26 protein-coding genes are annotated in these 26,357 nt (G+C 58.0%); 15 read left to right on the top strand and 11 right to left on the bottom strand.

Annotation, left to right across the window (positions count from 1 at the left end):
* Nucleotides 1-10: 10 nt before the first annotated feature.
* Nucleotides 11-736, top strand: coding sequence for a class I SAM-dependent DNA methyltransferase (locus JXR15_RS01600; protein WP_422051493.1), 726 nt, complete (start codon nt 11-13; stop codon nt 734-736).
* Nucleotides 733-1,446, top strand: a complete 714-nt coding sequence (locus JXR15_RS01595; RefSeq protein WP_422051492.1) for a phosphotransferase — start codon at nt 733-735, stop codon at nt 1,444-1,446. Before JXR15_RS01600 ends, JXR15_RS01595 begins: the two co-directional genes overlap by 4 nt.
* 91 nt (nt 1,447-1,537) lie before the next feature.
* On the opposite strand, the gene JXR15_RS01590 is transcribed toward JXR15_RS01595, so the two are convergent.
* A complete protein-coding gene (locus JXR15_RS01590) occupies nt 1,538-4,459 on the bottom strand; it encodes an error-prone DNA polymerase (protein WP_422052229.1) in 2,922 nt (973 codons plus the stop codon).
* Nucleotides 4,460-4,603: 144 nt separating this feature from the next.
* Between JXR15_RS01590 and JXR15_RS01585 the strand changes: the two genes are divergently transcribed.
* The 6 genes from JXR15_RS01585 to rarD all read left to right on the top strand — a co-directional run bounded on the left by JXR15_RS01585 (nt 4,604) and on the right by rarD (nt 12,176).
* Nucleotides 4,604-5,176 carry a helix-turn-helix domain-containing protein gene (locus tag JXR15_RS01585; protein ID WP_422051491.1) on the top strand — a complete coding sequence of 191 codons (573 nt, stop codon included), beginning with the start codon at nt 4,604-4,606 and terminating at the stop codon, nt 5,174-5,176.
* A gap of 10 nt (nt 5,177-5,186) precedes the next feature.
* The gene (locus JXR15_RS01580; RefSeq protein ID WP_422051490.1) at nt 5,187-5,558 is read left to right on the top strand and encodes a GFA family protein; all 372 of its coding nucleotides are present in this window, start codon (nt 5,187-5,189) and stop codon (nt 5,556-5,558) included.
* Nucleotides 5,559-5,560: 2 nt separating this feature from the next.
* Nucleotides 5,561-6,184 (top strand): LysE family translocator, encoded by a 624-nt coding sequence (locus tag JXR15_RS01575; RefSeq protein WP_422051489.1) that lies wholly within the window; start codon nt 5,561-5,563, stop codon nt 6,182-6,184.
* An 11-nt stretch (nt 6,185-6,195) separates the two neighbouring features.
* Complete coding sequence (locus JXR15_RS01570; protein ID WP_422051488.1) at nt 6,196-8,646, top strand: GcvT family protein; 2,451 nt, start codon at nt 6,196-6,198, stop codon at nt 8,644-8,646.
* Between the two features lie 62 nt (nt 8,647-8,708).
* Nucleotides 8,709-11,159, top strand: a complete 2,451-nt coding sequence (locus JXR15_RS01565; RefSeq protein WP_422051487.1) for a GcvT family protein — start codon at nt 8,709-8,711, stop codon at nt 11,157-11,159.
* Nucleotides 11,160-11,267: 108 nt separating this feature from the next.
* Complete coding sequence (gene rarD / locus JXR15_RS01560) at nt 11,268-12,176, top strand: EamA family transporter RarD (RefSeq protein WP_422051486.1); 909 nt, start codon at nt 11,268-11,270, stop codon at nt 12,174-12,176.
* Here the strand turns inward: rarD and JXR15_RS01555 are convergent, their stop codons facing one another.
* Together JXR15_RS01555 and JXR15_RS01550 are read right to left on the bottom strand one after the other, a co-directional pair.
* Complete coding sequence (locus JXR15_RS01555; protein ID WP_422051485.1) at nt 12,177-12,893, bottom strand: SGNH/GDSL hydrolase family protein; 717 nt, start codon at nt 12,891-12,893, stop codon at nt 12,177-12,179.
* Nucleotides 12,894-12,899: 6 nt separating this feature from the next.
* Entirely contained in the window at nt 12,900-13,310 is a 411-nt protein-coding gene (locus JXR15_RS01550; protein WP_422051484.1) for a nuclear transport factor 2 family protein, read from the bottom strand.
* 109 nt (nt 13,311-13,419) lie between these two features.
* Here JXR15_RS01550 and JXR15_RS01545 point away from each other — a divergent pair, with 109 nt between their 5' ends.
* Nucleotides 13,420-14,073, top strand: a complete 654-nt coding sequence (locus JXR15_RS01545; RefSeq protein ID WP_422051483.1) for an RluA family pseudouridine synthase — start codon at nt 13,420-13,422, stop codon at nt 14,071-14,073.
* On the opposite strand, the gene JXR15_RS01540 is transcribed toward JXR15_RS01545, so the two are convergent.
* The 3 genes from JXR15_RS01540 to sseA form a co-directional block, all read right to left on the bottom strand.
* The gene (locus JXR15_RS01540; protein ID WP_422051482.1) at nt 14,070-14,528 is read right to left on the bottom strand and encodes a GAF domain-containing protein; all 459 of its coding nucleotides are present in this window, start codon (nt 14,526-14,528) and stop codon (nt 14,070-14,072) included. The genes JXR15_RS01545 and JXR15_RS01540 overlap by 4 nt on opposite strands.
* A gap of 63 nt (nt 14,529-14,591) precedes the next feature.
* The gene (locus tag JXR15_RS01535) at nt 14,592-15,776 is read right to left on the bottom strand and encodes an aromatic amino acid transaminase (protein WP_422051481.1); all 1,185 of its coding nucleotides are present in this window, start codon (nt 15,774-15,776) and stop codon (nt 14,592-14,594) included.
* Nucleotides 15,776-16,627: a 3-mercaptopyruvate sulfurtransferase gene (gene sseA / locus JXR15_RS01530; RefSeq protein WP_422051480.1), complete on the bottom strand. Its 852-nt coding sequence runs from the start codon at nt 16,625-16,627 to the stop codon at nt 15,776-15,778. Before sseA ends, JXR15_RS01535 begins: the two co-directional genes overlap by 1 nt.
* Nucleotides 16,628-16,792: 165 nt before the next feature.
* On the opposite strand from sseA, the gene JXR15_RS01525 reads away from it, so the two are divergent.
* Nucleotides 16,793-17,506: a hypothetical protein gene (locus JXR15_RS01525; protein WP_422051479.1), complete on the top strand. Its 714-nt coding sequence runs from the start codon at nt 16,793-16,795 to the stop codon at nt 17,504-17,506.
* On the opposite strand, the gene smpB is transcribed toward JXR15_RS01525, so the two are convergent.
* A complete protein-coding gene (gene smpB / locus JXR15_RS01520) occupies nt 17,503-17,982 on the bottom strand; it encodes an SsrA-binding protein SmpB (RefSeq protein WP_422052228.1) in 480 nt (159 codons plus the stop codon). The genes JXR15_RS01525 and smpB overlap by 4 nt on opposite strands.
* Before the next feature lie 173 nt (nt 17,983-18,155).
* On the opposite strand from smpB, the gene JXR15_RS01515 reads away from it, so the two are divergent.
* The 3 genes from JXR15_RS01515 to JXR15_RS01505 all read left to right on the top strand — a co-directional run bounded on the left by JXR15_RS01515 (nt 18,156) and on the right by JXR15_RS01505 (nt 22,952).
* Complete coding sequence (locus tag JXR15_RS01515; protein WP_422051478.1) at nt 18,156-19,337, top strand: aminotransferase class I/II-fold pyridoxal phosphate-dependent enzyme; 1,182 nt, start codon at nt 18,156-18,158, stop codon at nt 19,335-19,337.
* Between the two features lie 18 nt (nt 19,338-19,355).
* Nucleotides 19,356-22,274, top strand: coding sequence for a DNA translocase FtsK 4TM domain-containing protein (locus JXR15_RS01510; protein ID WP_422051477.1), 2,919 nt, complete (start codon nt 19,356-19,358; stop codon nt 22,272-22,274).
* A gap of 72 nt (nt 22,275-22,346) precedes the next feature.
* Nucleotides 22,347-22,952 (top strand): LolA family protein, encoded by a 606-nt coding sequence (locus JXR15_RS01505; RefSeq protein ID WP_422051476.1) that lies wholly within the window; start codon nt 22,347-22,349, stop codon nt 22,950-22,952.
* A gap of 9 nt (nt 22,953-22,961) precedes the next feature.
* Here JXR15_RS01505 and JXR15_RS01500 read toward each other — a convergent pair whose 3' ends face one another.
* On the bottom strand, nt 22,962-23,186 hold the full coding sequence (locus tag JXR15_RS01500) for a YdcH family protein (RefSeq protein ID WP_422051475.1): 225 nt from the start codon (nt 23,184-23,186) through the stop codon (nt 22,962-22,964).
* 207 nt (nt 23,187-23,393) lie between these two features.
* Here JXR15_RS01500 and JXR15_RS01495 point away from each other — a divergent pair, with 207 nt between their 5' ends.
* Both JXR15_RS01495 and JXR15_RS01490 read left to right on the top strand, forming a co-directional pair.
* The gene (locus JXR15_RS01495; RefSeq protein ID WP_422051474.1) at nt 23,394-23,804 is read left to right on the top strand and encodes an Hsp20 family protein; all 411 of its coding nucleotides are present in this window, start codon (nt 23,394-23,396) and stop codon (nt 23,802-23,804) included.
* Nucleotides 23,805-23,808: 4 nt separating this feature from the next.
* On the top strand, nt 23,809-24,036 hold the full coding sequence (locus JXR15_RS01490; protein ID WP_422051473.1) for a DUF1150 family protein: 228 nt from the start codon (nt 23,809-23,811) through the stop codon (nt 24,034-24,036).
* 49 nt (nt 24,037-24,085) lie between these two features.
* Here JXR15_RS01490 and JXR15_RS01485 read toward each other — a convergent pair whose 3' ends face one another.
* The 3 genes from JXR15_RS01485 to JXR15_RS01475 all read right to left on the bottom strand — a co-directional run bounded on the left by JXR15_RS01485 (nt 24,086) and on the right by JXR15_RS01475 (nt 26,243).
* Nucleotides 24,086-24,436 (bottom strand): hypothetical protein, encoded by a 351-nt coding sequence (locus JXR15_RS01485; RefSeq protein WP_422051472.1) that lies wholly within the window; start codon nt 24,434-24,436, stop codon nt 24,086-24,088.
* A gap of 105 nt (nt 24,437-24,541) precedes the next feature.
* On the bottom strand, nt 24,542-25,879 hold the full coding sequence (locus tag JXR15_RS01480; RefSeq protein ID WP_422051471.1) for an ammonium transporter: 1,338 nt from the start codon (nt 25,877-25,879) through the stop codon (nt 24,542-24,544).
* A 25-nt stretch (nt 25,880-25,904) separates the two neighbouring features.
* On the bottom strand, nt 25,905-26,243 hold the full coding sequence (locus tag JXR15_RS01475) for a P-II family nitrogen regulator (RefSeq protein ID WP_164644704.1): 339 nt from the start codon (nt 26,241-26,243) through the stop codon (nt 25,905-25,907).
* Nucleotides 26,244-26,357: the final 114 nt, after the last annotated feature.

The raw sequence follows: 26,357 nt of genomic DNA, 5'->3' as shown, positions 1-26,357 counted from the left end.
AGGGTGTGTCATGAGTGACGGGGTGTTTGATGCTGAGGTGGCCGCAACATATGACGCGGATCATGGCGGAACGGACCCTGCGTTGGTGGCCGCGACGGTCGACGTTTTGGCCGATCTCGCACGTGGCGGTGCTGCGCTGGAATTTGCCATTGGCACCGGCCGCATTGCGCTGCCTCTGGCCGCCAACGGCATCAAAGTCGCAGGCAATGAACTCTCCGCTGCCATGGTCGACGAGTTGCGCAAGAAACCCGGCGGCGCAGATATCCCAGTTGTCATCGGTGACATGTGCGAGGCCCGTTCTGAGGGCACCTTCTCCCTGGTCTTTCTGGTGTTCAACACCATCGACAATCTGACGACACAAGACGCCCAAGTTGCCTGTTTTCAAAACGCCGCTGCGCATCTTGCGCCGGGTGGGCGGTTTGTGGTCGAGACACAGCTGCCGCCGCTGCAGCGCTTGCCGTTTGGGGAAACCCGCCTGCCGTTTGCCCATGACCCGGACCACTGGGGCGTCGATGAGTTTGACGTCACCACACAGGCCTACAGCTCGCATCACCTCTGGATGAAAGACGGTCAAGCGCAGCACCTCGCCGTGCCGTTCCGCTACGCCTGGCCTTCCGAAATGGACCTCATGGCGCGGCTTGCAGGCATGACCTTGGAGCATCGTTGGTCCGGTTGGGACCGCGCGTCCTTTTCCAAAGACAGCACCAAACATGTGTCAGTCTGGCGCAAGCTGTGAGTTTGCCGCCCATAAAGCTGTGGGGCCTGTCTTGCTCTTTGGAAACGCTCGCCGGCGGCCATCGCAACCAAGTCTGGCGCACCCGTGGTTTGCCGCAGGACGTGGTGTTCAAATCCACCACCCGCAGTGAACCTGCGCTCGATTGGCTGACCCCGGTTCAGGAGGTCGCGCGGCGCTGTGGGTTTGTGGTGCCGCACATGATGCGCAGCACAAATGGTTGGTTGTCTGAGGCAGGCTGGACCTGTGAAACACTTGTTGAGGGCGGGATTGTCCCACGAGATGGTCTCGCTGAAGTAGCCGCTTTGCTGGCCAGCTTTCATGCGCGAACTCAAGGTTGGGAACAGCGTCCCGGATTTTTGTCCTCAATAGCGTTGCTCTCACAAGATCGGGGTGGCGATGTCGATTTTGCGCAGATGCCGCGGGATGTGGTTGCGCTGTGTCGCGCGGCGTGGCGGGCGGTGGCTGACCGCGTGACCTGCGTTGTGCATGGCGACCTTGCTCCTGGCAATGTGTTGCGGCTAGCTGATGGCCGCTTCGCGCTGCTGGATTGGGATGAATGCCGTGTGGATTTGCCGCTGTTTGACATTGCGCCACATGCGCCCAAGTCTGAGGCCGAGACACGGGCGCATCTCGCGTGGGAGGTGGCCTGTAGCTGGCGGCACGAGCCGGATTACGCCCGCGATATGGCTGAACGGCTGCGCAACACATAGGGCGTTGCGTTAACCCAATTCCGCTTCAAAGCGCACCTCTGCAAAACAGTCGTGATACCGACAAAATACCGACGTGGTTTTGAGGCCAAGTTTAATCCGTTAACGCCTGGTTCGGCTCCCCCGGCGTCAGGATATGCCTGAGCAGCGCCATCGGGTGTTTGCGCAGGGTCAGCCGCATTGCCACATAGTCTTCAACCACTTGTTCACCCATCGACATCTCCGGCAGCATCGCCGCAGGTTCCAGAATGCCTTCGCCGTCCATATCCCCTGCAAACAAAGGCAATGGCTTGTCCGCTGTGATCGCCTTGGCCTCCCATAGCGCGTCCCGCCGCTTGAGCCCCAAGGAGGCAAAGGCATCCGCCTCCGCCAGCCGGGTCAACACATGCGGATCAATGCCCGCGCGGCGCCAGACATCTTCCACAGTTTGATAGCCATTGCCCCGCGCCGCCGTGATCCAGCTCGCGTCCTCCTCGCGCAGCCGCCGCACCTGTCGGAACCCCAGCCGCAGCGCCAGTCCGCCACGTCCATCCGGCTCCATGACATTGTCCCAAAAGCTCTCATTGATATCGACGGGACGGACCTCAACCCCATGCTCGCGCGCGTCCCTAACGATTTGAGCAGGTGCGTAAAATCCCATCGGCTGGCTGTTTAAGAGCGCACAGGCAAAGATGCCGGGGTGGTGGCACTTGATCCAGGCCGAGGCATAGACCAAGAGTGCAAAAGAGGCCGCGTGGCTCTCTGGAAATCCATAAGATCCAAAGCCCTCAATTTGGGAAAAACAGCGTGCGGCGAAGTCCTCATCGTAGCCGTTTTTCTTCATCCCCCGCATGAATCGATCCCGGAACTCACTGACATTGCCGTGCTTCTTGAAGGTCGCCAAAGACCGCCGGAGCCGGTCCGCTTCCTCCGGTGTGAACCCCGCACCAATGATGGCAATCTGCATTGCCTGTTCCTGAAACAGCGGCACGCCCAGCGTCTTGCCCAGCACCTCGCCCAAAGCGTCAGAGGGGAAGGTCACACTCTCCTCGCCATTGCGACGCCGGATGTAGGGGTGCACCATATCGCCTTGAATCGGCCCCGGTCGAATGATCGCCACTTCGATCACCAGATCATAAAAGTTGCGCGGTTTCATGCGTGGCAGAAAGTTCATCTGCGCCCGACTTTCGACCTGAAACACCCCGATGCTGTCGGCTTTGCACAGCATATCATAGACCGCTGAATCTTCAGGCGGAATCGTCGACAAAGCGAGGTCCATCCCATGGTGACGCCTGAGCATATCAAAGCCTTTGCGGATACAGGTCAGCATGCCAAGGCTCAGCACATCGACCTTCAAAATCCCAAGGCTTTCAATATCATCCTTGTCCCAGCAAATGACGGTGCGGTCTTCCATGCTGGCGTTCTCAATCGGCACCAATTCATCCAGCCGCCCTTCGGTCATGATGAAGCCACCGACGTGTTGAGACAGGTGGCGCGGGAAGCCGATGATTTCCTGCACCAGCGCCATGGTCTGCGCCAGACGCCGGTCCTTGGGATCAAGGCCAATCTCGCGCATCCGCGCATCCTGCACCGCATCGGTGGAGAAGAACCCCCAAAGCTGGGAGGACAGGGCCGAGATGGTATCTTCGGTGAGTCCCATGGCCCGCCCAACCTCCCGGATCGCGCGTTTGCCGCGGTAGTGCACCACGGTGGCACAGAGCCCCGCGCGGTGGCGCCCGTAGCGTTCGTAGATGTGTTGGATCACTTCTTCCCGGCGTTCATGTTCAAAGTCGACATCAATATCAGGCGGCTCATCGCGCGCTTCACTGACAAAACGCTCAAACACCATGGTGCCAATTTCCGGGGACACAGAGGTCACGCCCAGACAAAAACAAACCACTGAATTTGCGGCACTTCCCCGCCCTTGGCAGAGGATGTCTCGGGAGCGGGCAAAATGCACGACGTCACGCACGGTCAGGAAATAGGGCTCGTATTTGAGCTTGCCGATCAGGGCAAGCTCGTGTTCCAACATGCCGCGCACTTTCTCGGGCGCACCATGGGGATAGCGCCAGCGCAGCCCTTCATAGGTCAGCCGATGCAGCCGGTCTGTGGGCGTTTCCCCCTGTGCCACCTCGCTGGGATATTCATAGCGCAGCTCATCCAGCGAAAAGGTGCAGCGCTGCATCAGCCAGTCTGTGCGCTCCAATGCTGCCTCATGTCCCGCAAACAGGCGGCGCATTTCCTCCGCACTGCGCAACCGTCGCTCGCCATTGGTCTGCGCTTCCGCGCCGAGGCTGTCCACGCGACAACCCTGCCGGACGGCGGTCACCACATCGGCCAAGCGCCGCCGCCCGCCGTGATGCATCACCGGCAGCGTGGTGGCCACCAGCGGCAGGCCCAGCTGTGCAGCGTGTTGGGCGCGGGTGGCAAAGCGGGTGGCATCTTCGCCGTCATATCCCGGGGCCAGCGCCAGTTGCAGTCGCCCAGCAAAGCGGCGCGTCAGCTGTGGCACAAGTGTGGCCCAGCCACACGCGCCGCGCGGCTGGCGGTGCGTGTGTGGATAGGGGTGCAGGATCAACTGCAACCCCGCGCCAAATTCCAGAAGATCGCCCAGATGCAGGATACAGCTGCCTTTCTCCGCGCGCAGGCGTCCTTTGGACAGCAGGCGGCACAGGCTCGCCCAGCCCTGGCGGTTTTCCGGCAGCGCGGTGATGGGTGGCGCGTCACTGAACTCCAGCCGGGCGGCAGGCATCAGGCGTGGGGTGGCATAGATCGGCGCGCTGGGTGGGGGCGCAATGCGCTCGGGGCAGGGGGCCCCAATTAGCCCTGTTGCATGATCGAAGTTGCGCCGTTCGCGCACTTTACGGGCAATTTCACGTGCTTCGGTATGACTGCGCACAATGCCGGCCACGCTGTTCACATCGGCAATGGCAATGGCGTTTAATCCGGCCATGGCAGCACGCCGCATATACTCCTCCGGATGGGATGCTCCGGTGAGAAATGTGAAATTCGACGTGATGCAAAGCTCGGCAACCATGAGAATCGTTATTATATTCATGTTTTGTTCTTTTGTGGAGTCTGGGAAAAGCACCTGCATGCGTGAAAAAATGTTTTGAAATTTCACGAAACTGGTGCAGCGTGAAATTCGAGGGGAAAATTTCACAACCGGGATTCGCGCCACATGCTTCATAACGTGCCACAAAATGTGCAAACGCTAGGCGCCGACCTGCGCGCTCTGCGCAAGGCGCGCAGCCTGACACTGACCGATATGGCAGAGGCGCTGGACCGTTCCGTGGGCTGGCTCAGTCAAGTGGAGCGCGACAAATCCGAACCCACCATTTCCGACCTGCGCCAGATCGCCAAAGTGCTGGATGTGCCGATGTCGATGTTGTTTGGCCAATCCGCCGCTCCAGCACATGAACAGGGCTATGTGGTGCGTGCGGGGGCCCGCCGCGCGATGGGCGGGAGTGAGGAAGGTTTGGTCGAAGAGCTGCTTTCTCCGGATCTGACCGACGACTTTGAAATGGTGCACTCCACCTTTGCGCCGCGTTCCAAAATGCAAGATGCTGCCACGCGCCCGACACAGGAAGTTGGCTATGTCATCTCTGGCCGGTTAGAGCTGCGCATAGGGGAACAGAGTTTCTCTGTTGGGCCAGGCGACAGCTTCCGCATTCGTGGGGAGGAGTACCACTGGGCCAATCCTCATGACGAAGCTTGCGTGGCGATCTGGGTGATCGCGCCACCTGTGTACTAAGGACGATACAATGCTGAAGGGATCTTGCCTCTGTGGCGACATCACATTCGAGACCGAAGCGGAACCGCAAGGCGCTTCCATGTGCCATTGCAGCCAATGCCGCAAACAATCCGGCGGAATCTGGTCTTCGGCCGCAGTTGCTGACACCGATCTGACCATCACCGGAGATGTGCTCTGGTATGAGGCCAGCGAAAGCGCCAAGCGCGGCAGCTGCCCGCGCTGTGGCTCTTTCCTGTTCTGGAAAGCCCATGATGAGGACACCACCAGCTTTGCGCTGGGGGCAGTGGACGGCCCAACCGGCTTGGAACTGACCAAGCACATCTTTGTTGCGCACAAAGGTGATTACTACACCATCGCTGACAACGTGCCGCAGAGAGACTGACCATGTTGGAAACCTTTGCAAATATGGACAGCGTCACACTCTGGGCCTTCATGGCTGCGTCGCTGGTGATGTATCTCACCCCCGGCGCGGATATGATGTTCACCATCGCCAGCGGCATTTCCGGCGGCCCAAAGGCGGGATTGGCCGCCACGGTTGGGGTCACGCTTGGGCTTGTGGTGCACATCACTTTGGCCGCTGCCGGGCTGGCCGTATTGATTGCGGCGTCCCCGACGGCACTGCTTGCCATCCGTTACGCAGGCGCGGCCTATCTGGTTGTATTGGCATATCAATCTTGGACCGCCAAACAGGTTGAGGATGACGTTGAAGGGCGCTCCAGTGTCTTGCGCGCGGTGCGCCGTGGATTTTTGACCAACATCCTGAATCCGAAGATCATTCTTTTCATCCTCGCCTTCCTGCCGCAGTTCACCACGCCTGCCGCAGGTCCAATCTGGCAGCAGATTGTGATCCTTGGTGTGATGTTTGCCTCTGGTGGGTTTGTGGTGGTGTCGATGATCGGTCTGTCGGCTGGTCTTGTGGGCGCAAAGCTCAAGCAAGCCACGGGTATTCTGAACAAAATTGCAGCCGTCATCTTTGGCGGCTTGGCAGCAAAACTAGTCTTTGACTGAGGGAGATGGTCATGTCTGATTTTCCAAGCAAGGCCCGTGTGGTCATCATTGGTGGCGGTGTTGTTGGCACCTCAAGCCTCTATCATCTGGCCAAGAAAGGCTGGACCGATTGTGTCTTGCTGGAAAAGAACGAACTGACCGCTGGCTCCACCTGGCACGCCGCGGGCAATGTGCCGACCTTTTCCAACAGCTGGGCGATCATGAACATGCAGCGCTACTCCACCGAGCTTTACGCCCGGCTTGGGGAAGAGGTGGATTACCCAATGGGGTATCACCAATCGGGCTCTATCCGGCTGGCGCACACCAAAGAACGGGTGCAGGAATTTGAGCGGGCCATGTCCATGGCCAAGTACCAAGGCATTCCAATGGAGATGTGGACACCGAAAGAAGCCAGGGAACGTTATCCTTTCTTGGAAACCCATGATCTCGAAGGCGTGCTCTATGATCCTACTGACGGTGACATAGACCCGGCACAGCTGACGCAAGCATTGGCCAAAGGTGCGCGGGACATGGGCCAGAAAATCCTGCGCTTCTGTCCGGCGACTGGCGTGACGCAACAAGAAGATAAAAGCTGGATCGTGCATACGCAAAAAGGCGATATTGCCTGTGACTATGTGGTCAACGCTGCTGGATACTACGCGCAGCGTGTTGGCGAGTGGTTTAAACCCTATGGTGGGCGCTCTGTACCGATGATGGTGATGAGCCACCAGTATCTGTTGACAGAAGAAATACCAGAGGTGGAGGCGTGGTCCAAAGCCAATGGCGGGAAAAAGCTGCCGCTGCTGCGCGACGTGGACGTGTCCTATTACCTGCGTCAGGAAAAACACGGCTACAACCTCGGCCCCTATGAGCCAAACTGTAAGGCCCATTGGGACACCGATGCCGACCCAATGCCGGACGACTTCTCTTTCCAGCTCTGGTCCGATGACCTTGACCGGATTGAAGACATCGTCACCGATGCCATGGAGCGGGTGCCGCTGATGCAGACCTCCGGCGTGAGCCGAGTGATTAACGGCCCAATTCCCTATGCGCCTGATGGCCTCCCGCTAATTGGTCCAATGCCGGGTGTGGAAAATGCCTTTGAAAACTGCGTGTTCACTTTCGGTATTGCCCAAGGTGGCGGCGCGGGCAAAGTGCTTGCTGAATGGATCGTGGATGGCCACACCGAGTGGGACATGTGGGCCGTCGATCCACGCCGCTACACCGACTACACCGATCATGATTACTGCGTGAAGAAAGGCATGGAAGTTTACGGAAACGAATACGCCATGCACTTCCCGCATCACGAATGGCCCGCCGCCCGGGACAAGAAGCTCTCCCCCGTCCATGACCGGGTTGTCGCATCTGGCGGTGTTATGGGGGCCTATAACGGATGGGAGCGAGCGAACTGGTTTGCCAAAGATGGCGATGACACGTCGCTCGCTGCCACCCACACCTGGGGCCGGACCGGTCCTTGGGAACAACGAGTAAAAGAAGAATGTGAGGCGGTACGCGACCACTGCGGCGTGCTCGATTTGCCGGGGTTCTCCCGCTTCATGGTCACAGGCGAAGGTGCTGCAGAAACCCTGCGCGGTTTGGTCACTGGCGGCTTGCCCAAAGTGGGCCGCATGAACCTCGTCTACATCTCCGACGACCGGGGCCGCATTCTGACAGAAATGTCCTGCATTCGCATGGGAGACGATGCATTCCTGATGATCACGGCGGCAACGGCACAGTGGCATGACCGCGATATCTTGGTGCGTGCGATGCCCGCAAGCGTGACGGTCGAAGACGTCACCACAACCCGTGACACGCTGATAGTGACGGGGCCAAAGTCACGCGACATCCTCGCGGCACTGACGGATGCGGATCTTCAAAGCGGCTGGCTCACCCACCAAAGCGCCACTGTTGCAGGGCAACCCGCCTATCTGATCCGCGTGTCCTTTGCTGGAGAGCTGGGCTGGGAGGTGCATGCACTGAACGAGCATATGCCCGCAATCTACGACGCAATCCGCGACGCTGGTGCAACACCCTTCGGAATGTATGCGCTGAACTCTTTGCGTCTGGAGAAAGGCTATCGTGCGTGGAAGGGTGACCTGTCCACTGATTACTCGCTACTTGAAGGTGGACTGGAGCGGTTTGTGAAGCTGGACAAACCACAGGACTTCCCGGGCAAGGCCGCGATCCAGAACGAGAAACAACTAGGCGCGCAAAAGTCCTTTGTCACTTTGAAGGTCGACGCCGGCGACGCAGACGCGCCCTACATGTCCTGTATCTACCACGGGGATCAGATCGTTGGCGAAACCACGTCCGGCGGCTGGGGCTATCGCGTGAACGCCTCCATCGCGCTGGGCATGGTGGAGGCCGAGCTGGCCAAGCCGGGCACCGAGCTTACGGTGGAAATTTACGGTCAGAAATGCCGCGCGGTGGTGCAGGAAGATCAACCCATGTGGGACCCAGAAAACGAAAGGTTGCGGGCATGACACCGGCTCGTTGCACGTCGCGGGGAGAAGACCCTGCGAAACTCTTCAAAAGGACGTAGCTTATGGTTGATCTCCCGAACAAAGCCCGTGTGGTCATCATCGGTGGCGGTGTGATTGGCTGCTCAGTGGCCTATCACCTCGCCAAACTGGGCTGGAAAGATGTCGTTCTGCTGGAGCGCAAACAGCTCACCTCTGGCACGACCTGGCACGCTGCTGGCTTGATCGCGCAATTGCGCGCAACGGCCAACATGACCAAGCTCGCGAAATATTCGCAGGAGCTCTACGGCAATCTCGAAGCCGAGACCGGTGTCGCCACAGGCTTCAAACGTTGCGGGTCCATAACCGTTGCCCTGAGCGAAGAGCGCAAGGAAGAAATCTACCGCCAGGCCGCCATGGCCCGCGCCTTTGGCGTGGAGGTGGAGGAAATTTCCCCGGCAGAAGTCAAAGCCCGCTACGAACATCTCAACATTGAAGACGTCACCGCTGGTGTGTACCTGCCACTCGACGGGCAAGGCGATCCCGCCAACATTGCGCTGGCGCTGGCCAAAGGTGCGCGCCAGATGGGGGCGACGGTTAAGGAACGCGTGAAAGTTACCAATATCGCCAAGTCGGGCCGCAAGGTGACAGGCGTGGATTGGGTGTCTGACGACGGCGAAGAACAGGGCCATATCGCCTGCGATATGATCGTGAATTGCGCGGGCATGTGGGGCCACGAGGTTGGTCGCATGGCAGGCGTGAATGTGCCGCTGCACGCCTGTGAGCATTTCTATATCGTCACTGAAAACATACCGCAGCTCACCCAGATGCCGGTGCTGCGCGTGCCGGATGAATGTGCCTACTACAAGGAAGATGCGGGCAAAATCCTTCTGGGTGCGTTTGAACCCAATGCCAAACCTTGGGGCATGAAAGGCATTCCGGATACCTTTGAATTTGACCAGCTGCCGGAAGATTTCGACCACTTTGAGCCCATTCTCGAAGCGGCGGTGAACCGTATGCCGATGCTGGCAGAGGCGGGCATTCACACCTTCTTTAATGGCCCGGAAAGCTTCACCCCGGATGACGCCTATCACCTTGGTTTGGCGCCAGAGATGGACAACGTCTGGGTGGCCGCCGGTTTCAACTCGATCGGCATCCAATCTGCGGGCGGCGCCGGTATGGCGTTGGCGCAGTGGATGACGGACGGAGAGAAACCATTTGACCTAGGCGATGTGGACATCTCCCGCATGCAGCCGTTCCAAGGCAACAAGACCTACCTGTTTGAACGCTCCAAAGAAACTTTGGGACTGCTTTACGCCGACCATTATCCGTATCGCCAAAAGGCCACCGCACGCGGTGTGCGCCGCACGCCGTTCCACCATCATCTGAAAGAACAGGGTGCGGTTTTTGGAGAACTCGCCGGCTGGGAAAGGGCCAACTGGTTTGCAAAAGAAGGCCAGGAACGCGCATACCAATACACGTGGAAACGCCAGAACTGGTTTGAGAACTCCGCCGCCGAGCACGGCGCCATTCGTGAAAATGTCGGCATGTACGACATGTCTTCCTTTGGCAAAATCCGGGTCGAAGGCCCTGATGCCGAAGCCTTCATGAACTACGTGGGTGGTGGCGACTACTCGGTGCCCAACGGCAAAATTGTCTACACCCAGTTCCTCAACCGTCGCGGCGGGATTGAGGCCGACGTGACCGTGACCCGCCTGACCGAAACCTCCTATCTGGTGGTGACCCCGGCGGCGATGCGTCTCGCGGACCAAACCTGGATGGAACGTCACAAAGGCACCTTCAACGTGGTGATCACCGATGTCACCTCTGGCGAAGGTGTGCTGGCAATCATGGGGCCAAATTCCCGCAAACTGCTGGAAAAAGTCTCCCCTGCTGATTTCTCCAACGCGACCAACCCCTTTGGCACCGCACAGGACATCGAGCTGGGTATGGGCCTCGCCCGCGCACACCGCGTGACCTATGTTGGCGAACTAGGTTGGGAGATCTACGTGTCTTCCGACATGGCAGGCCACGCCTTTGAGACCCTCTGGGAGGCGGGACAAAACATGGGGCTAAAGCTCTGTGGCATGCATATGATGGACAGCTGCCGCATCGAAAAAGGCTTCCGCCACTTCGGCCACGACATCACCTGCGAAGATCACGTGGTGGACGCGGGTCTTGGCTTTGCGGTGAAAACTGACAAGCCGGATTTCATTGGCCGCGAGGCGGTGATTGCGCGCAAAGAAAGTGGCCCGCAAAACCGGCTTGTGCAGTTCAAACTGACCGATCCGGAGCCACTTCTGTTCCACAATGAGCCAATTATCAGAGACGGCGAATACGTCGGTTATCTCAGCTCCGGCAACTATGGCCACACATTGGGGGCAGCTATGGGGCTGGGTTACGTGCCCTGTGCCGGTGAAAAAGCCGCTGAGGTTCTGGCCTCAACCTATGAAATTGACGTCATGGGCACAAAGGTGCGCGCCGAAGCCTCGCTGAAGCCGATGTATGATCCAAAGTCGGAACGGGTGAAGGTCTGACCTTAACAGGTGAACCATCAAGGAACGTGATGGTTCACCGCACAAATACCGAATTTCTTTCCGTCCGGCACATGGCTAACAAGAAGCGTTGCGAACGGGGAGGTCATCATGGCAGTGCGCAGTGAACAGCCGGACAATGTCGACACGCCGCAGGGGCTTGCCTATGCGATGACGGCTTACCTCCTTTGGGGGTTTTTGCCGCTTTACATGAAACTTGTCGCCCATATGCCTGCTCTTGAAGTTGTGGCGCACCGGGTGATCTGGTCCGTGCCAATCGCAGGGCTGGTGCTGATTGTCCTGCGCCGCACGTCAGATCTTGTCGCGGCTCTTCGCAATCCTCGCACGCTGGCGATGGCCTGTATCACGGCAGCGTTGATCACGGTGAATTGGGGGGTATATGTGTGGTCCATCGCCAATGACCGCGCGCTTGACGCGGCGTTGGGCTACTATATCAATCCACTGTTCAGTATTGCCCTGGCCTCGATGTTGTTGGGCGAAAAACTGACGCGGTTGCAATGGGTTGCCGTCGCCTTGGCCGCTGCAGCTGTAGGTGTGCTTTGGGTTGATGCCGGGACACTGCCTTGGGCAGCGCTGGCGCTCACCGTGTCCTGGGGCTTTTACGCCTTTTTCAAGAAGTCCCTACCGGTTGGCCCCAATCAGGGTTTCTTGCTGGAAGTGATCATTCTCACCATTCCGGCCGTTGGGTATTTGCTGTGGTTGACGTCGCAGGGGCAGGGGCACTTTGCCGGCACCACCCGGGACACAGTCCTTCTGATGGGCTGCGGCGTGGTCACAGCGGTGCCGCTGTTGTTCTACGCCAATGGGGCGAAACTCATGCGGCTCTCCACAATTGGAATCATGCAATACATCGCACCGACTATGATCTTTCTCATGGCGGTTCTGGTGTTCAACGAACCCTTTGGCAAAGCGCGTATGATTGCCTTCCCAATGATCTGGGCCGCACTTGTGGTGTACTCGATCCCAATGATCCGCGACTTGCGTAACGCCCGCCGGTGATCAGCCTTTGAAATGTCTGCGAATGTGGGCGGCAATCAACTGCCCCCACAACGTGTAGGCTGCCTCCGAAGGATGGTAGCCGTCTTCCGCCAGAAACCGGGACTCAAACGGCACATCTATAGGCAGGTGTGTCATTGCCGAGTGGCCGTCGCAGACATCCGCAAGGGCGCTGTCCAATCGCTGTGCCTGTTGCCCGATCACCCAACGCAATGGTTGTGGCAACTCAGGATAGGCGCCCATAGGCGGCAATCCCGAGGCAACAATCAGCTTTGCGCCAAACCTCTTTGTCAAAACTTTTGCCAGTTGCCGCTGTTGTTTTTGCCAAAGTCCACGTCGGTTTCCACGTGTCACATCATTGACGCCAAGGGCGGACACAACCACATCAAACGGTGTGGTTTCCACAGCCGCCAATCGCTTCAGTATCACCCCTGTTGTGGCGCTGGTTTCGCCAATCAATCGCCATCTCACGGCAAAATCAGGGGAGAGCGCCGCGACCAACTGGCCTGACAAAGCCGCTTCTTGCGTGCCTGCGCCAACACCTGCAGCAGAGCTGTCTCCAAGGATCAAAAGCCGCAGAGATGTGCCGGATCCGGCACAGCCTTCCCGTGCACCATGCGGCTCTGTCAAGATTTTGGCCCGCCGTCGCACGCCCATCGCCTGAGCGACAAGCAGGGGGGCCAGGGGGAGGCGAACAACCTGATCCAGTGCAACGCGCATCTTGGTTTAACTCATCGCATCTTTGAATTTGAGGAAACGGGCGTCGGTCATGACTCGTTTGTTCATGGCTTCGCGCAAGGCGCCAATGGTTTTGTACGGCCGCATGACCACTTCAAAATGCTGGATATTGCCCGACTCGTTCAGCGTGATTAGGTCCACGCCCACGCAATCCAGCTCCCCAACCTTGCACTGAAACTCCAGTGCCCAGTCGTTGCCATCCCCCATCACGCGGCGATAACGGAACTCGCTGAAAACCTGGCCAACATGCCCAAGAACCGCCGCCACAGCATCCCGCCCGGTCCAGGTCGCCCAATAGGTCGGCGGCTGAAACGTGGCATCCTCGGCCAGCAGGCCTTTGATGTCCTCCTCGTTGCCTTTGGCAACAACCTCCTGCATGCGCACGATTGTTGGATGCATGATTGGCCCTTCCCTCAATTCCCGTTTTAGACAGCCTGCCGATCCCTGCGTGTAACTCAAGGTTGACGTTGGGTTGCCGTGCCCGCGCCAAAGCCCTATGTCGGGCGCCATGACCGAGATCACGCCCTATGACCCGCCGATGGCCCCTCTTGTTGTCCTGCATGAGGACAGCGACATTGTTGTTGTCGACAAACCCGCAGGCCTGTTGTCCGTGCCGGGACGGGGCGAGCATCTCGCCGATTGCCTACTGACCCGGGTTCAGGTGGCCTTCCCGACGGCGCTTCTGGTGCACCGATTGGATCGGGACACTTCAGGCGTGATGGTCTTTGCGCTGACGCCACATGCGCAACGGTATCTGTCCAAACAGTTTGAAGAGCGCAAAACCAAGAAAACCTACGTGGCCCGCGTCTGGGGGCAAGTGGCGGAGAAAACCGGCACTGTGGATCTGCCGCTGATTGTGGATTGGCCAAATCGCCCACTACAGATGGTGGACCATGAAAACGGCAAACCCGCACACACCGATTGGCGGGTGCTTAAGGTCAAAGACAGCGAAACCCGCGTGCGGCTGACACCCAAAACTGGGCGCAGCCACCAATTGCGCGTGCACATGCTTGCGCTGGGGCATGTGATCTTGGGTGACCCGCTTTATGCCAAAGATGATGCGCGGGCATTTGACCGCCTGATGCTGCATTCTGAGGAGCTGCGGATCAGCCACCCGGAGAGCGGCAAAGGCATGTCGTTCCGCGCCAAGGCACCGTTTTAAGCAGCGTTCTTGAAGGCGTTGGCTAGGATGGCTGTCATCTGATCGGCATCTTCTTGGGTAAAGGCGTCTGGCTGATCACTGTCGATGTCAAACACACCCAACAGATCTCCCGCGCCATTCCAAACAGGCAACACCAGCTCGGACCGGGTTGAAGATGCACAGGCGATATGTCCCGGAAACGCATCCACATCCGGCACCAGTTGCACCTCGCCAGTCCGTGCCGCTGCGCCACAGACGCCGCGTGAAAACGGGATCACCAAACAGCCATGCCCGCCCTGGTAGGGACCAATTTTGAGCAGTTCCGGTGCCACTACGCGGTAAAACCCGGTCCAATCAAACCGCTCATCGGCGTGATGCACTTCGCAGGTCACGGTCGCCATCAACGCGACGGAGTCAGTCTCACCCTCGGTCAAGGATGCAATGGTTTTGGACAGGGTGTCGTAATTGATGGGCATGTCAGAACCTCAAAAGAAAACCGCGCGCCTAGAACCCTAAGCGCGCGATCAAAAGTGTTGTGCTTAAACGCCCGCGTCGACGATGGCTTTGGCCAGAACCGGTACGGTCTGGGCGTTTAGGCCAGCGATGTTCATGCGGCTGTCGCCCACCATGTAAATCGCGTTGTCGACACGAATTTTCTCCACCAGGTCCGGCGTGGTGCCAAGGCGTGAGAACATGCCCCGGTGCTGCGCCAGGAAGCCAAACCGGTCTGAGTTACTCAGACGTTTGAGTTCTGCCGCCAACTGCTCACGCAACGCCAACATGCCCAGACGGGTCTCTTCCAGCTCTGCCATCCAGTCCGCTTTCAGCTCTGGATCGGTGAGGATCGTGGTCACGACCCGCGCACCGTGATCTGGCGGGAAGGAGAAGTTCTGACGGTTCAGGTGGTTCAGGTTGCCCTGCGTCACAGCTGTGTTCTCTGCCTTTTCGCTCATTGCGATCAGCAGACCGGTACGCTCACGGTAGATGCCGAAGTTCTTGGAGCAAGACGCCGCAATCAACAGTTCAGGCACAGACTTCGCCACCAAACGCGTGGCCTCCGCGTCTTCTTCCAGACCATCGCCAAAGCCCTGGTAGGCAATGTCGATCATCGGCGTACAGCCTTTGTCATTGATCAGATCGATCACGTTCTGCCACTGCGGCAGAGTCAGGTTGGCACCGGTTGGGTTGTGGCAGCAGCCGTGCAACAACACAACGTCTTCGCTGGTCACATCAGCCAGATCTTCCATCATGCCGTCAAAGTTTACGGCACGGGTCTCGTCGTCAAAATAGCGATACTTCACCATCTCGATGCCCAGGTAGCCCAGAATGCTGATGTGGTTTGGCCAAGTCGGATCAGACACAAACACACGTGCTTTGGGGTTGGCCATTTTGATCAATTCAAACGCCTGACGGATTGCGCCGGTGCCACCAGGGGTCGCCACAGCGGCCAAACGATCGCGCTCAACTGCCCCCGCCAGCAGCATGTCGATCATTGCATCGGCATAGGCTGGATCACCCGCCAGACCGGTGTAGGCCTTGGACGTCTGTTCTTCGACGATCTTACGCTCAGCAGCCTTAACGGCACGCATCACCGGGGTCACCCCGTCGGCGTTTTTGTACACACCTACGCCCAGGTCTACCTTGGTGGGACGTGGGTCGTCGCGGTACATGGCCATCAGGCCGAGAATTTTGTCTTTGGGCTGCTCTTTAAGGTTGGTGAGCATCACGCTTCTCCGGTTGCTACGGGCAGGGTGGGGAAAGCCCCCCATTCGGCCCATGATCCATCATATAGGGAATGGTCGGTCTTGCCGAACCGCTCCATCGCAAGGCACAGGATCGCGGCGGTGACACCGGATCCACAGCTGGTGATGGCGGGTTTGGACAAATCAATATTGGCGGCTTCAAACACTGCGCGCAGCTCCTCAGGGGACTTCATCACTCCGTCCTGCATGAGTGTTGCGTAGTGCACGTTTTTGCTGCCCGGAATGTGACCGGCGCGCAGACCGGCGCGCGGCTCCGGCTCAGAGCCTGCAAAACGTGATGGCCCACGGGCGTCGATGATTTCGTGATCGGCCAGTTTGGCGGCGTGAGAGACCTGAGTCACGTCCCGCACCATGTGGTTTTGGCGGCGCACGGTCATGTGGCGGTCACGGATCACAGGCGGAAGGTCATCCGTCGGGCGTCCTTCGGCTATCCACTTCGGCAGGCCACCGTCCAGCACGGCCACGTCTTTTTGCCCCATCAGCTTGAACAGCCACCACACGCGGGCAGCGGAAAAAATTCCCGAGCCGTCGTAGACCACAATCTGATGCCCGTCGCCCACGCCCATGGCGCGCAGTCGGGACATGAATTTTTCAACCGGAGGCACCATATGTGGCAGGTCGCTGCGGCCATCGGAAACATCGTCGATGTCAAAGAAACGCGCGCCGGGAATATGCACTTCGGCAAATTCTTCGCGGCCGTTGCGCCCCATGTCCGGCAAAAACCAGGAAGCATCCAAAATGCGCAAATCCGGGTCTTTGAGATGAGCGGCCAGCCACTCCGTCGAAACAAGCGTTTTGGGATCGTCAGACATGTTATCCCTCTTCTGTCACGTCTGTGTCATTGCCTACAACTGGCGTGCTCTATAGGCAAGAGCGGCCTCGCAACACACGACAAAGTAATGAGGCCCCCTGCGCAATTTTCTTGAACTGGCTGGCTGTATTGTTCGTACTGAGGGGAAGCGAAGAGGGAAATCTCAATGCAAGATGTGGTGGTGATTTTGGGCAGCGGTCCCAACGCAACCGAGGCGCAAAGCTGGTCTCGCGACATGTTTGACCATTTGGTGGTGCTCAACAACGCGTGGCGAGTGCGCGACGACTGGAGCCACTTCATTCATCCAGAAGATTTCCCCGAAGAACGCCATCCGCCCTCTCAGGCTTCTGCGCAGATCGAAGTGACCTACCAAGACTATGTTCCGCAAAACAACACTTTTGGCGGCGTGCTTTTTGCCGGTGGGACCATGGCGTTTACTGCGGCCTATTGGGCATTGGCGGCGTTTAAGCCCAAAGTGCTGGCCTTTATTGGATGTGACATGGTCTACCCCACGGTGGGCCACACACATTTCTATGGCACTGGCGTGGCGGATCCCCTGCGCGAAGATGTGTCGCTGCAGAGTTTGGAGGCCAAGGCCGCGCGATTGGGGCTGATCGCGGCCGCGCAGGGCTGCACCTGCGTCAACCTTTCCCGCTTGGAAAGTGTGCTGCCTTACGAGCGGTTTCATGCGTCTCAGCTGCGTGATCTGTCTGCACCGGTGGTGCGGCCCGTGTTTGCAGTCAATAGAATTCAAAGTGCCGAGGCCGCACTGGGGTATGACGCGCCAAGCGGTCGATATTGGGAAATATTGGATCAGATCGACCCAGAAAAAATCACGCAGATTGATCAGATGTGGCTGCAAGCCTACACAGAGTCTTAGTCGCCGTGTCGCAGAAGCCGTTGCTTCTGGCGGCCCCAGTCACGCTTGGCGTCGGTGGCACGTTTGTCGTGATTTTTCTTACCTTTGCCGATGCCAACCTTCATTTTCACAAAACCCTTGTGATTGAAGTACATCACAATCGGGACAATTGTCATGCCCTTGCGCTGGGTGGCATTCCACAAGTTGGACAGTTGTTTTTTGCTGACCAGAAGTTTGCGTTTGCGGCGTTCCATATGTGGGAACATCGCCCGTTCATACGGCGCGATGTAGGAGTTCACCAACCACAGTTCGCCGTCCTCAACCGCTGCATAGCTTTCCGCGATGTTGCCGGATTTCTCTCGCAGAGCTTTGACCTCAGACCCGGACAAAACAATGCCCACCTCGATGTCGTCTTCGATGGCATAGTCAAACCGTGCCCGCCGGTTTTCGGCGATCACTTTGTAATTCGGGTCAGAGTTCTTTTGCTTCTTGGCCATAATGAACGTGGAATAGCCTGCCCGCGCGACAGTGTCCATGGCTGCGAAACGGGAGGGTGGCGCAGAGGACACAAGCCCAAAATTGGGCGGCATTTTAGTGGACGCACCAAAGACCTTTGGGTAACTTGGAAAAAAACGGGACGCAATGATCCCGATATTGAGGCAGTACGAATATGACTTTCCCCGAGCGGTTTTCGAACCTACCGGCTTATGCGTTTCCGCGTCTGCGGGCGCTGCTTGACCATTTGGAGCCCGGCGGCCCAGTGGTGCATATGACCATTGGCGAGCCCAAACATGCGTTCCCAGCGTGGGTGACGGATGAAATTGTGGCCCACGCGGAAGGCTTCAACCGTTATCCCCCCAACGATGGCACACCTGAATTGCAATCCGCCATAGCAGGCTGGATTGACCGCCGCTATGGCGTGAAAGTGGATGCCGCGACCCAGGTCATGGCGCTCAACGGCACCCGCGAAGGGCTGTACAACGCCGCTATGGCGCTGTGCCCGGAGCAAAAAAACGGCCAACAGCCGCTGATCCTGACGCCAAACCCGTTCTACCAGGTCTATGCCGTGGCCGCGCAATCGGTTGGTGCGGAGGCGCGCTTTGTGCCCGCCACCGAGGCCAGTGGCCATTTGCCGGATATTGCTTCGCTGTCTGAAGCAGACCTCGATCGGGTTGCGATTGCTTATGTGTGTTCTCCGGCCAACCCGCAGGGCGCTGTGGCGGATCGTGACTATTGGAAAGTGCTGATCGACTTGGCTGAGAAGCACGACTTCCAGATTTTCGCGGATGAGTGCTATTCCGAGATCTACCGCGATACGCCGCCTCCCGGTGCGCTCGAAGTCGCCAAAGAGGTTGGCGCTGATCCAGAGCGCGTGTTGATTTTTCATTCGCTGAGCAAACGCAGCAATCTGCCTGGCCTGCGCTCCGGATTTGTCGCCGGTGGCCCAGAAAGCCTGCGCCGCATCAAACAACTGCGTGCCTATTCCGGCGCTCCGCTGCCGTTGCCTCTGCAAAAGGCGGCTGAGAAGGTCTGGAATGACGAAGACCACGTAATTGAAAACCGTCGCCTTTATGCGGAAAAATTTGATCTGGCGGATAAAATTTTCGCTGGTGTGCCGGGCTACAAAAGCCCCGAAGCAGGCTTCTTTCTCTGGATGCCTGTGGAAGACGGTGAGGCGGCCGCGATCGAGGCGTGGACAGAGACAGGCATTCGAGTGCTGCCCGGGGCCTATCTGAGCCGCGATGTAAACGGGGTGAACCCCGGTAAGACATATATCAGGGTTGCTCTTATAGCGCCCCAAAACGAAGTGGCAGACGCGCTGACCAAGCTGCGCAACTGCCTCTACGGATAAGAAGAGACGAGGTGGATCATGGCATATCAAGCGCGCGGACGCGGACCCTTGTTGGATAGTGCAACCCAGGCCGCTGTGGAAAAACGCGGCAAAGAGCTGATCGGCATTGCATTGATTGTAGTGGCGGTTTTGTTGGCGGCTACAATTCTCTCCTATTCGCCAACAGATCCAAGCTGGATCTCTGTGACCGACGCCCCGGTGGAAAACCTGCTGGGACGTTTGGGCGCGTCTATCGCGGCACCACTGTTTATCATCGTCGGCTGGGGCAGCTTTGGCCTGCCGCTGATTCTTGGTGTTTGGGGCGTGCGATTTGCTTTCCACTTTGGCGAGGAACGGGCGCAGAGCCGCATTATCTTCGCGCCCATTATGTTGGCCTTGGCGGCAATCTACGCCTCCACACTGGCCCCCGGTGCCGAGTGGATCCATGCCTTTGGCCTTGGTGGCTTGTTTGGCGACACGGTTATGGGCGCGCTGCTGACCATCCTGCCAATTGGCGCGCAATCTGGTGTGAAATTGATGTCCATGCTGGCTGGCGTCGTGTTTGTGCTCTCCAGCGCGTTTGTACTTGGCTTCACCCGTATCGAACTGGGTAACATTGCCCGTCGCTTCATGATTGGGCTGGTGCTGACATATGACGGCATCATGCGCCTGTTGGGCCGCAGCGCCTCTGGCGCGGTCCAGGCGGCCAAAACCGCGCAAGCCCGTCGCGTCGAGCGTCGCGAAGAGGCTCAAGCGCACTATGAGGCGGAACAGGCCGCGTGGGAAGAAACAGTGGTCGAGGATGTGGCCGAGCCGTATGTGCCAGTGGAAGAAGAGCGTCCAAAGCCACGTTTGCGCATGCCAGCGCTGATCAAGCGCGCAGGGCCTGCGCCGGACCCCATGCCGGAGCCGGAACTGGTTGAAAATGTCTTCTCTGATGATTGGGATGTGAAGCCTGAGGAAGAGCGTATCAGCGCCAAGATCGCGGATGTGATGCGTACCCGGGCCCGTGCAGGTGCTCCAGTTGCGCCTCCTGAATTGCATCGTGACAAGCCGCTGACCAAGGGACGCGGCCGTGGTCCCGATCCTTTGGTGTTGGAGGATGACACCCCAGAGCATCACGTGGCGTTGCAGGCGGAGCCGCCTTTGACAGCCACACCAACACCGACCCGTGCTGAGCCACCGCTCTCTGCACCTGTCACGGCAGCTGTTGCGGCTCACATGTCTGCACCACAGGTGATGGACCCTGCGCCGGCAGATGAAGCCACACAATATGAGGCGGCTCCAATTGCTGAGCCGTTACCTCCGCAGCCACGCATGGCGCCCATTCCCACAGCGGAACCTAAGAAAGTAGTGCAACCGCGGGTTATCAAATCCGTGCAACCTTCCACACGGGCCAAAGAGGAGGCGCAGCCTTCGCTGGCGTTTGAGGAAAGCCAGTCCGAATATGAACTTCCACCGCTGGGTCTCTTGGAAAGCCCAATGGAAATTCAGCGCCATCACCTCTCTGACGATGCGTTGGAAGAAAACGCCCGCATGCTGGAATCCGTTCTGGATGACTATGGCGTGAAAGGTGAGATCGTCTCCGTCCGCCCAGGTCCGGTTGTGACCATGTACGAGCTTGAGCCCGCGCCGGGCCTTAAGGCCAGCCGCGTGATTGGTTTGGCTGATGACATCGCCCGCTCCATGTCGGCGTTGTCTGCGCGTGTGTCTACCGTGCCGGGGCGCTCGGTGATTGGCATCGAATTGCCAAACGAAAACCGCGAAAAGGTGGTGCTGCGTGAAATCCTCGCGGCCCGCGACTTTGGCGACAGCAACATGAAGCTGCCGCTGGCGCTGGGCAAAGACATTGGCGGCGATCCTGTGGTGGCCAACCTGTCTAAAATGCCGCACTTGTTGATTGCAGGGACCACCGGCTCCGGTAAATCTGTGGCGATCAACACCATGATCCTGTCGCTGCTCTACCGCCTGACGCCGGATGAGTGCCGCATGATCATGATCGACCCCAAAATGCTGGAATTGTCGGTCTATGACGGCATCCCACACCTGCTTTCCCCTGTTGTGACCGACCCGAAAAAGGCGGTTGTGGCGCTGAAGTGGGTCGTTGGCGAAATGGAAGAGCGCTATCGCAAGATGTCCAAAATGGGCGTGCGCAATATTGACGGTTACAACAGCCGCGTGGCGGATGCGCTGGCCAAAGGCGAAACCTTCTCACGCACAGTTCAAACTGGCTTTGATGACGACACGGGTGAACCGGTGTTTGAGACCGAAGAGATTGTGCCCGAGAAAATGCCTTACATCGTCGTGATCGTCGATGAGATGGCCGACTTGATGATGGTGGCAGGTAAAGAAATCGAAGCCTGCATCCAGCGTTTGGCGCAGATGGCGCGTGCCTCGGGTATCCATCTGATCATGGCCACGCAGCGCCCGTCCGTGGATGTGATCACCGGTACGATCAAAGCCAACTTCCCAACCCGGATCTCTTTCCAGGTGACGTCGAAAATCGACAGCCGGACGATCCTGGGTGAAATGGGTGCGGAGCAGCTCCTGGGCATGGGCGACATGCTTTACATGGCGGGTGGCGCCAAGATCACGCGTTGCCACGGCCCGTTTGTGAGCGACGAAGAGGTTGAGGAAATTGTGAACCACCTCAAGAGCTTCGGCCCGCCAAGCTATATTGGCGGCGTGATTGATGGCCCGGCTGACGACAAAGCGGACAATATCGACGCGGTTCTAGGCCTGAACACAGGTGTCAACACCAACGGCGAAGATGCGCTTTATGACTCCGCTGTGGCCATTGTCATTCAGGACCGTAAGTGCTCGACCTCTTACATCCAGCGCAAGCTGGCCATTGGCTACAACAAGGCTGCGCGTCTTGTGGAACAAATGGAAGACGAGGGGCTCGTCAGCCCGGCCAACCATGTTGGCAAACGCGAAATTCTGGTGCCTGAGCAGTGATGCCCAGGCCCAATCACATTTTTTTGTAACGCGTATCAGGGTAAGCGGGCAAAGCGCCCCTATATTGGACCTATGACCAAACTCAAAATCTTTGCCACCGCCGCCATTATGTCTTTGGCCACCGCAGTTCCCGCTATGGCGGAAAAGCTGTCGCTCAATCAGATCAGCGCCTATTTCAACACGCTGAAAACCGCGAAGTCCGACTTTATGCAAATCTCGGATGATGGCTCGGTGCAGACCGGTACGCTGTTTATTCAGCGCCCCGGAAAGATGCGGTTTGAATATGATCCGCCCCAAAAAGCTCTGGTGCTTGCGTCCAACAATGCTGTGGCGATTTTTGACAACCGCGCCAAAGGTGAACCTGAGACCTACCCTTTGAAGCGCACGCCATTGTCGATCATTCTGGCGCGCAAAGTGAACTTACAGTCCGCCAATGCCGTGGTGGGGCACACATTTGATGGCAAACATACCATTGTCACCGCGCAAGACCCCCAAAATCCGGACATCGGGCGCATTCAGATGAAATTTTCGGCATCTCCGGTCACGCTTGATGAGTGGGTGATTCAGGACGCACATGGTGGCCGCACAACCATTCGTTTGGGCGACACCGAAACAGGCATGTCTTATCCACGTGCTTTGTTTGATATCGACACAGAACGCAGCAAACGCCGCCGATAAGGCACTTGCTTAGGCAATGATGTCCGGTGTCAGCCGGTCTTCAATCCGCGAAATGATGTCTTTGAGGCGCAGCTTCTGCTTCTTTAGGCGCTGAATCGTCAGCTGATCCCCCGTGCCACGATGCACCAAAGCATTGATCGCTTCGTCCAGATCGCGGTGCTCTTGCTTGAAGACCTCCAGCTCGACACGCAAAACGTCGTCGGTTTTCATTGAAAGGTCAGTGGTGGCATTCATGTCTGGGTCCTTAGCCTAAACGGACTCCTAAGATAGGGCTTTCCTGACCCGCTGAAAAGAAGGCGATTGGTCCATTTTTTGATTACCTGTTTAGCATTCCGCGTCGCGACACTTGCAGCACAGGACATGCTGTCCCATATTCATAGAGCGCGAGGTTGCCAGAAAGGGATCTCGGCGCAGTCTGTCGCTTTGCACAAGGACGGGTCAATGACCAAACTTTCTTTGGGGTCACATCCCCACATGCTGGGCTTTGAACAGCTCGAACGCCTCCTCGAACGGACCGCCAAATCCGCTGAGGGCTATCCCCCGTTTAATATCGAACAGACGGCTGATTATGCCTATCGCATCACGCTGGCTGTGGCAGGTTTTCGTGAGGAAGATCTGAGCATCACCGTGGAAGACCGCCAATTGGTTGTTCGTGGCCGATCCTCTGAGGATGCAAGTGAACGGGTGTTTTTGCACCGGGGCATTGCCTCTCGGCAGTTCCAGCGCAGCTTTGTGCTCGCCGACGGTGTCGAAGTTGGCGAAGCCTCGATGGAAAACGGCCTGTTGCACATCGACCTATCGCACGCGCGGCCAGAGACCGTTGTTCAAACCATTCAAATCAACAAAGGATAGACTCATGCACAATGATGAAACACAGAACGAAGTTGCTGAAGATCGCACCGTTTATGTGCGTGAGGTTATGGTCTCTGATCTTCCTGAAGAGATGCAGGAAGAGGCAGACGGTGCTGAAACCTTGTTTGCCGTGCACGCCACCGATGGCGAGCGGTTGGCGCTGGTGAAAGAACGCGGATTGGCCTTTGACTTGGCCCGCCAAAACAACTTCTGGCCAGTGACCGTGCACTAGGAACGCTGAGACACTCCAATTCGGAAGAAGGCGCCATCTGGCGCCTTCGTTATTTCAAAGGCACTTCAACGGTCTCTTCTCCCCAACCATCTTGGTTGCATTTAGCTCGCACATAGATCGTGGTGATCTCAGGTGGAATCCAAACGTGGGACAGGCTGCGCGTGAACGGCTGTTCGTTCACATGCGGATGCGCCAGAATACGGGTGCCCATAACCTGGCCATCCTCGGTTTCTATACGCCAGCCATCCGCATAGTGGTCCCAGCCTGTGTCCGGATGTTCAAGGGTGACATCAAAGCGCCAGCCTGCATCGCTTTGCGTGGCTTTTACATCGGTGACCTGAGCCGGATCGGCCAACGCCGTCTGGGCGGCAACAACTATCAGTAAAACAAAATATCGCATGTCGTGAGGGTAGCAGCCCGCATTCAGCCTGTCGCGTCTCCATTCGGCAAAAAGAAACCCGGGCCGCTACGGCCCGGGTCAAATTATTGTGTCTCTTGGGGGTGTTTAGCCTTTGGAGAACTCTGGGTAGGCTTCCATGCCCAGCTCCGCCATGTCCAGACCGTTGATCTCGGTCTCTTCGTCAACCCGCAGACCCATGGTGGCTTTCAGGATGAACCAGACGATGCCGGAGACGATCACAGTGAACAGGCCGACCACAACGATGGCGTAGAGCTGGGTGCCGAGGGACGCGTCACCGTTTGTGAAGACAACCGCAATTGTGCCCCAGATACCGGCGATCAGGTGTACTGGGATGGCACCAACCACGTCGTCGATTTTCAGCTTGTCCAGGAATGGAACCGCGAAGACCACAATCACACCGCCAACTGCACCAATCAGAGTGGCTGCACCCAGGGATGGGGTCAGCGGCTCTGCGGTGATGGACACGAGGCCCGCCAGTGCGCCGTTCAGAACCATAGTTAAGTCAGGCTTTTTGTACAGGATCTGGGTGAGGATCAGAGCCGCGATGGCGCCGCCTGCTGCCGCAGTGTTGGTATTGGCAAAGATGCGGGATACGTCTGCCACGTCACCCACGGTGCCCATCGCCAGCTGGGAGCCGCCATTGAAGCCGAACCAGCCGAGCCACAGGATGAATGTACCCAGAGTGGCGAGGGTCAGGTTGGAACCTGGGATTGGCACGGTACGACCTTCTTTGTTGTACTTGCCGATACGTGGGCCGAGGATGATGGCACCGGTCAGAGCAGCCCAGCCACCCACAGAGTGCACAACGGTCGAACCAGCGAAGTCCAGGAAGCCAGCTGCATCCAAGAAACCACCGCCCCATTTCCACGAAGCCTGCAGTGGATAGATCACGGCAGTCAGAACGATCGTGAAGATCAGGAACGGCCACAGCTTGATACGCTCCGCCAGAGTACCGGACACGATGGACGCGGTGGTGGCACAGAACATCAGCTGGAAGAAGAAGTCGGAACCGGTGGAGGCGTAGGAATAGTCATCCGCCGCATCAGAGGTCACACCTACCGCTTCAAGAACGCCGGGGCCCCAGACGCCGGACAGGATGCCATCCACAGACCATGTGCCCAGCGGGTACATCAGGTTGTAGCCGATCAGGTAGTAGAAGATCGCGGCCAGCGAGAACAAAGAGATGTTCTTGATCAGTTGCATGGTCACGTTTTTGGAGCGTACGAGACCCGCTTCCAGCATGGCGAAACCCGCCGCCATCCAGAACACGAGGAAGCCACCCACAAGGAACAGCAGTGAGTTGAGAATGAAGACAGTGTCGGTGGAGGCATTTACGCCTGGCACCGGACCTTCTTCGGCCAGGCCAAGGCTCGGCAGCGCGATCAGCGCGGCGGGCAGGGCCAGTTTTGCGAGGGTATTCATCAGTGTATTCCTTCCTTGCGGCGCCTTAGATGGCGTCTGCATCCGTTTCGCCGGTGCGCACGCGAATGGCTTGCTGCACGTCCAGTACGAAGATTTTGCCGTCACCGATCTTGCCGGTCTGAGCGGTGTTGGTGATGGTTTCGACCACCTGGTCGGCCATGTTGGCGGCAACCACGAGTTCGAGCTTGACCTTGGGCACAAAGTTCACCGCGTATTCGGCACCGCGGTAGATTTCTGTGTGGCCGGATTGCGAGCCGAAGCCCTTAATTTCAGTGACCATCATGCCGCGCACGCCGATCTCGGTCAGCGCCTCGCGGACCTCCTCCAGCTTGAACGGTTTGATCGTTGCGATAATCAGTTTCACCTTGTTCCCCTTTTGGCGGTAGCGGGGAGTGCCCCGCGAATTTTGCACCTGCAGAAAAGCGCAGCAGCTCCCAAAAAACGAAGGTCTGAGGCTGGTTTTTGGGCAAAAATTTAG

The sequence above is a fragment of the Shimia sp. genome, from assembly GCF_049116215.1.
GTDB lineage: Bacteria > Pseudomonadota > Alphaproteobacteria > Rhodobacterales > Rhodobacteraceae > Shimia.
This window is presented reverse-complemented; position numbering and strand designations above follow the sequence as displayed.

Coding starts and splice junctions, on each gene's coding strand:
- JXR15_RS01575 (WP_422051489.1), top strand. CDS start 5,561: ATGTTGGAAACCTTTGCAAATATGGACAGCGTCACACTCTGGGCCTTC.
- JXR15_RS01500 (WP_422051475.1), bottom strand. CDS start 23,186: ATGAATGCCACCACTGACCTTTCAATGAAAACCGACGACGTTTTGCGT.
- JXR15_RS01590 (WP_422052229.1), bottom strand. CDS start 4,459: ATGGTTGCCGAGCTTTGCATCACGTCGAATTTCACATTTCTCACCGGA.
- JXR15_RS01565 (WP_422051487.1), top strand. CDS start 8,709: ATGGTTGATCTCCCGAACAAAGCCCGTGTGGTCATCATCGGTGGCGGT.
- JXR15_RS01570 (WP_422051488.1), top strand. CDS start 6,196: ATGTCTGATTTTCCAAGCAAGGCCCGTGTGGTCATCATTGGTGGCGGT.
- JXR15_RS01580 (WP_422051490.1), top strand. CDS start 5,187: ATGCTGAAGGGATCTTGCCTCTGTGGCGACATCACATTCGAGACCGAA.
- JXR15_RS01585 (WP_422051491.1), top strand. CDS start 4,604: ATGCTTCATAACGTGCCACAAAATGTGCAAACGCTAGGCGCCGACCTG.
- JXR15_RS01550 (WP_422051484.1), bottom strand. CDS start 13,310: ATGCATCCAACAATCGTGCGCATGCAGGAGGTTGTTGCCAAAGGCAAC.
- JXR15_RS01535 (WP_422051481.1), bottom strand. CDS start 15,776: ATGCTCACCAACCTTAAAGAGCAGCCCAAAGACAAAATTCTCGGCCTG.
- JXR15_RS01600 (WP_422051493.1), top strand. CDS start 11: ATGAGTGACGGGGTGTTTGATGCTGAGGTGGCCGCAACATATGACGCG.
- sseA (WP_422051480.1), bottom strand. CDS start 16,627: ATGTCTGACGATCCCAAAACGCTTGTTTCGACGGAGTGGCTGGCCGCT.
- JXR15_RS01540 (WP_422051482.1), bottom strand. CDS start 14,528: ATGCCCATCAATTACGACACCCTGTCCAAAACCATTGCATCCTTGACC.
- JXR15_RS01555 (WP_422051485.1), bottom strand. CDS start 12,893: ATGCGCGTTGCACTGGATCAGGTTGTTCGCCTCCCCCTGGCCCCCCTG.
- rarD (WP_422051486.1), top strand. CDS start 11,268: ATGGCAGTGCGCAGTGAACAGCCGGACAATGTCGACACGCCGCAGGGG.
- JXR15_RS01510 (WP_422051477.1), top strand. CDS start 19,356: ATGGCATATCAAGCGCGCGGACGCGGACCCTTGTTGGATAGTGCAACC.
- JXR15_RS01505 (WP_422051476.1), top strand. CDS start 22,347: ATGACCAAACTCAAAATCTTTGCCACCGCCGCCATTATGTCTTTGGCC.
- JXR15_RS01490 (WP_422051473.1), top strand. CDS start 23,809: ATGCACAATGATGAAACACAGAACGAAGTTGCTGAAGATCGCACCGTT.
- JXR15_RS01545 (WP_422051483.1), top strand. CDS start 13,420: ATGACCGAGATCACGCCCTATGACCCGCCGATGGCCCCTCTTGTTGTC.
- JXR15_RS01495 (WP_422051474.1), top strand. CDS start 23,394: ATGACCAAACTTTCTTTGGGGTCACATCCCCACATGCTGGGCTTTGAA.
- JXR15_RS01525 (WP_422051479.1), top strand. CDS start 16,793: ATGCAAGATGTGGTGGTGATTTTGGGCAGCGGTCCCAACGCAACCGAG.
- JXR15_RS01480 (WP_422051471.1), bottom strand. CDS start 25,879: ATGAATACCCTCGCAAAACTGGCCCTGCCCGCCGCGCTGATCGCGCTG.
- JXR15_RS01485 (WP_422051472.1), bottom strand. CDS start 24,436: ATGCGATATTTTGTTTTACTGATAGTTGTTGCCGCCCAGACGGCGTTG.
- JXR15_RS01515 (WP_422051478.1), top strand. CDS start 18,156: ATGACTTTCCCCGAGCGGTTTTCGAACCTACCGGCTTATGCGTTTCCG.
- smpB (WP_422052228.1), bottom strand. CDS start 17,982: ATGGCCAAGAAGCAAAAGAACTCTGACCCGAATTACAAAGTGATCGCC.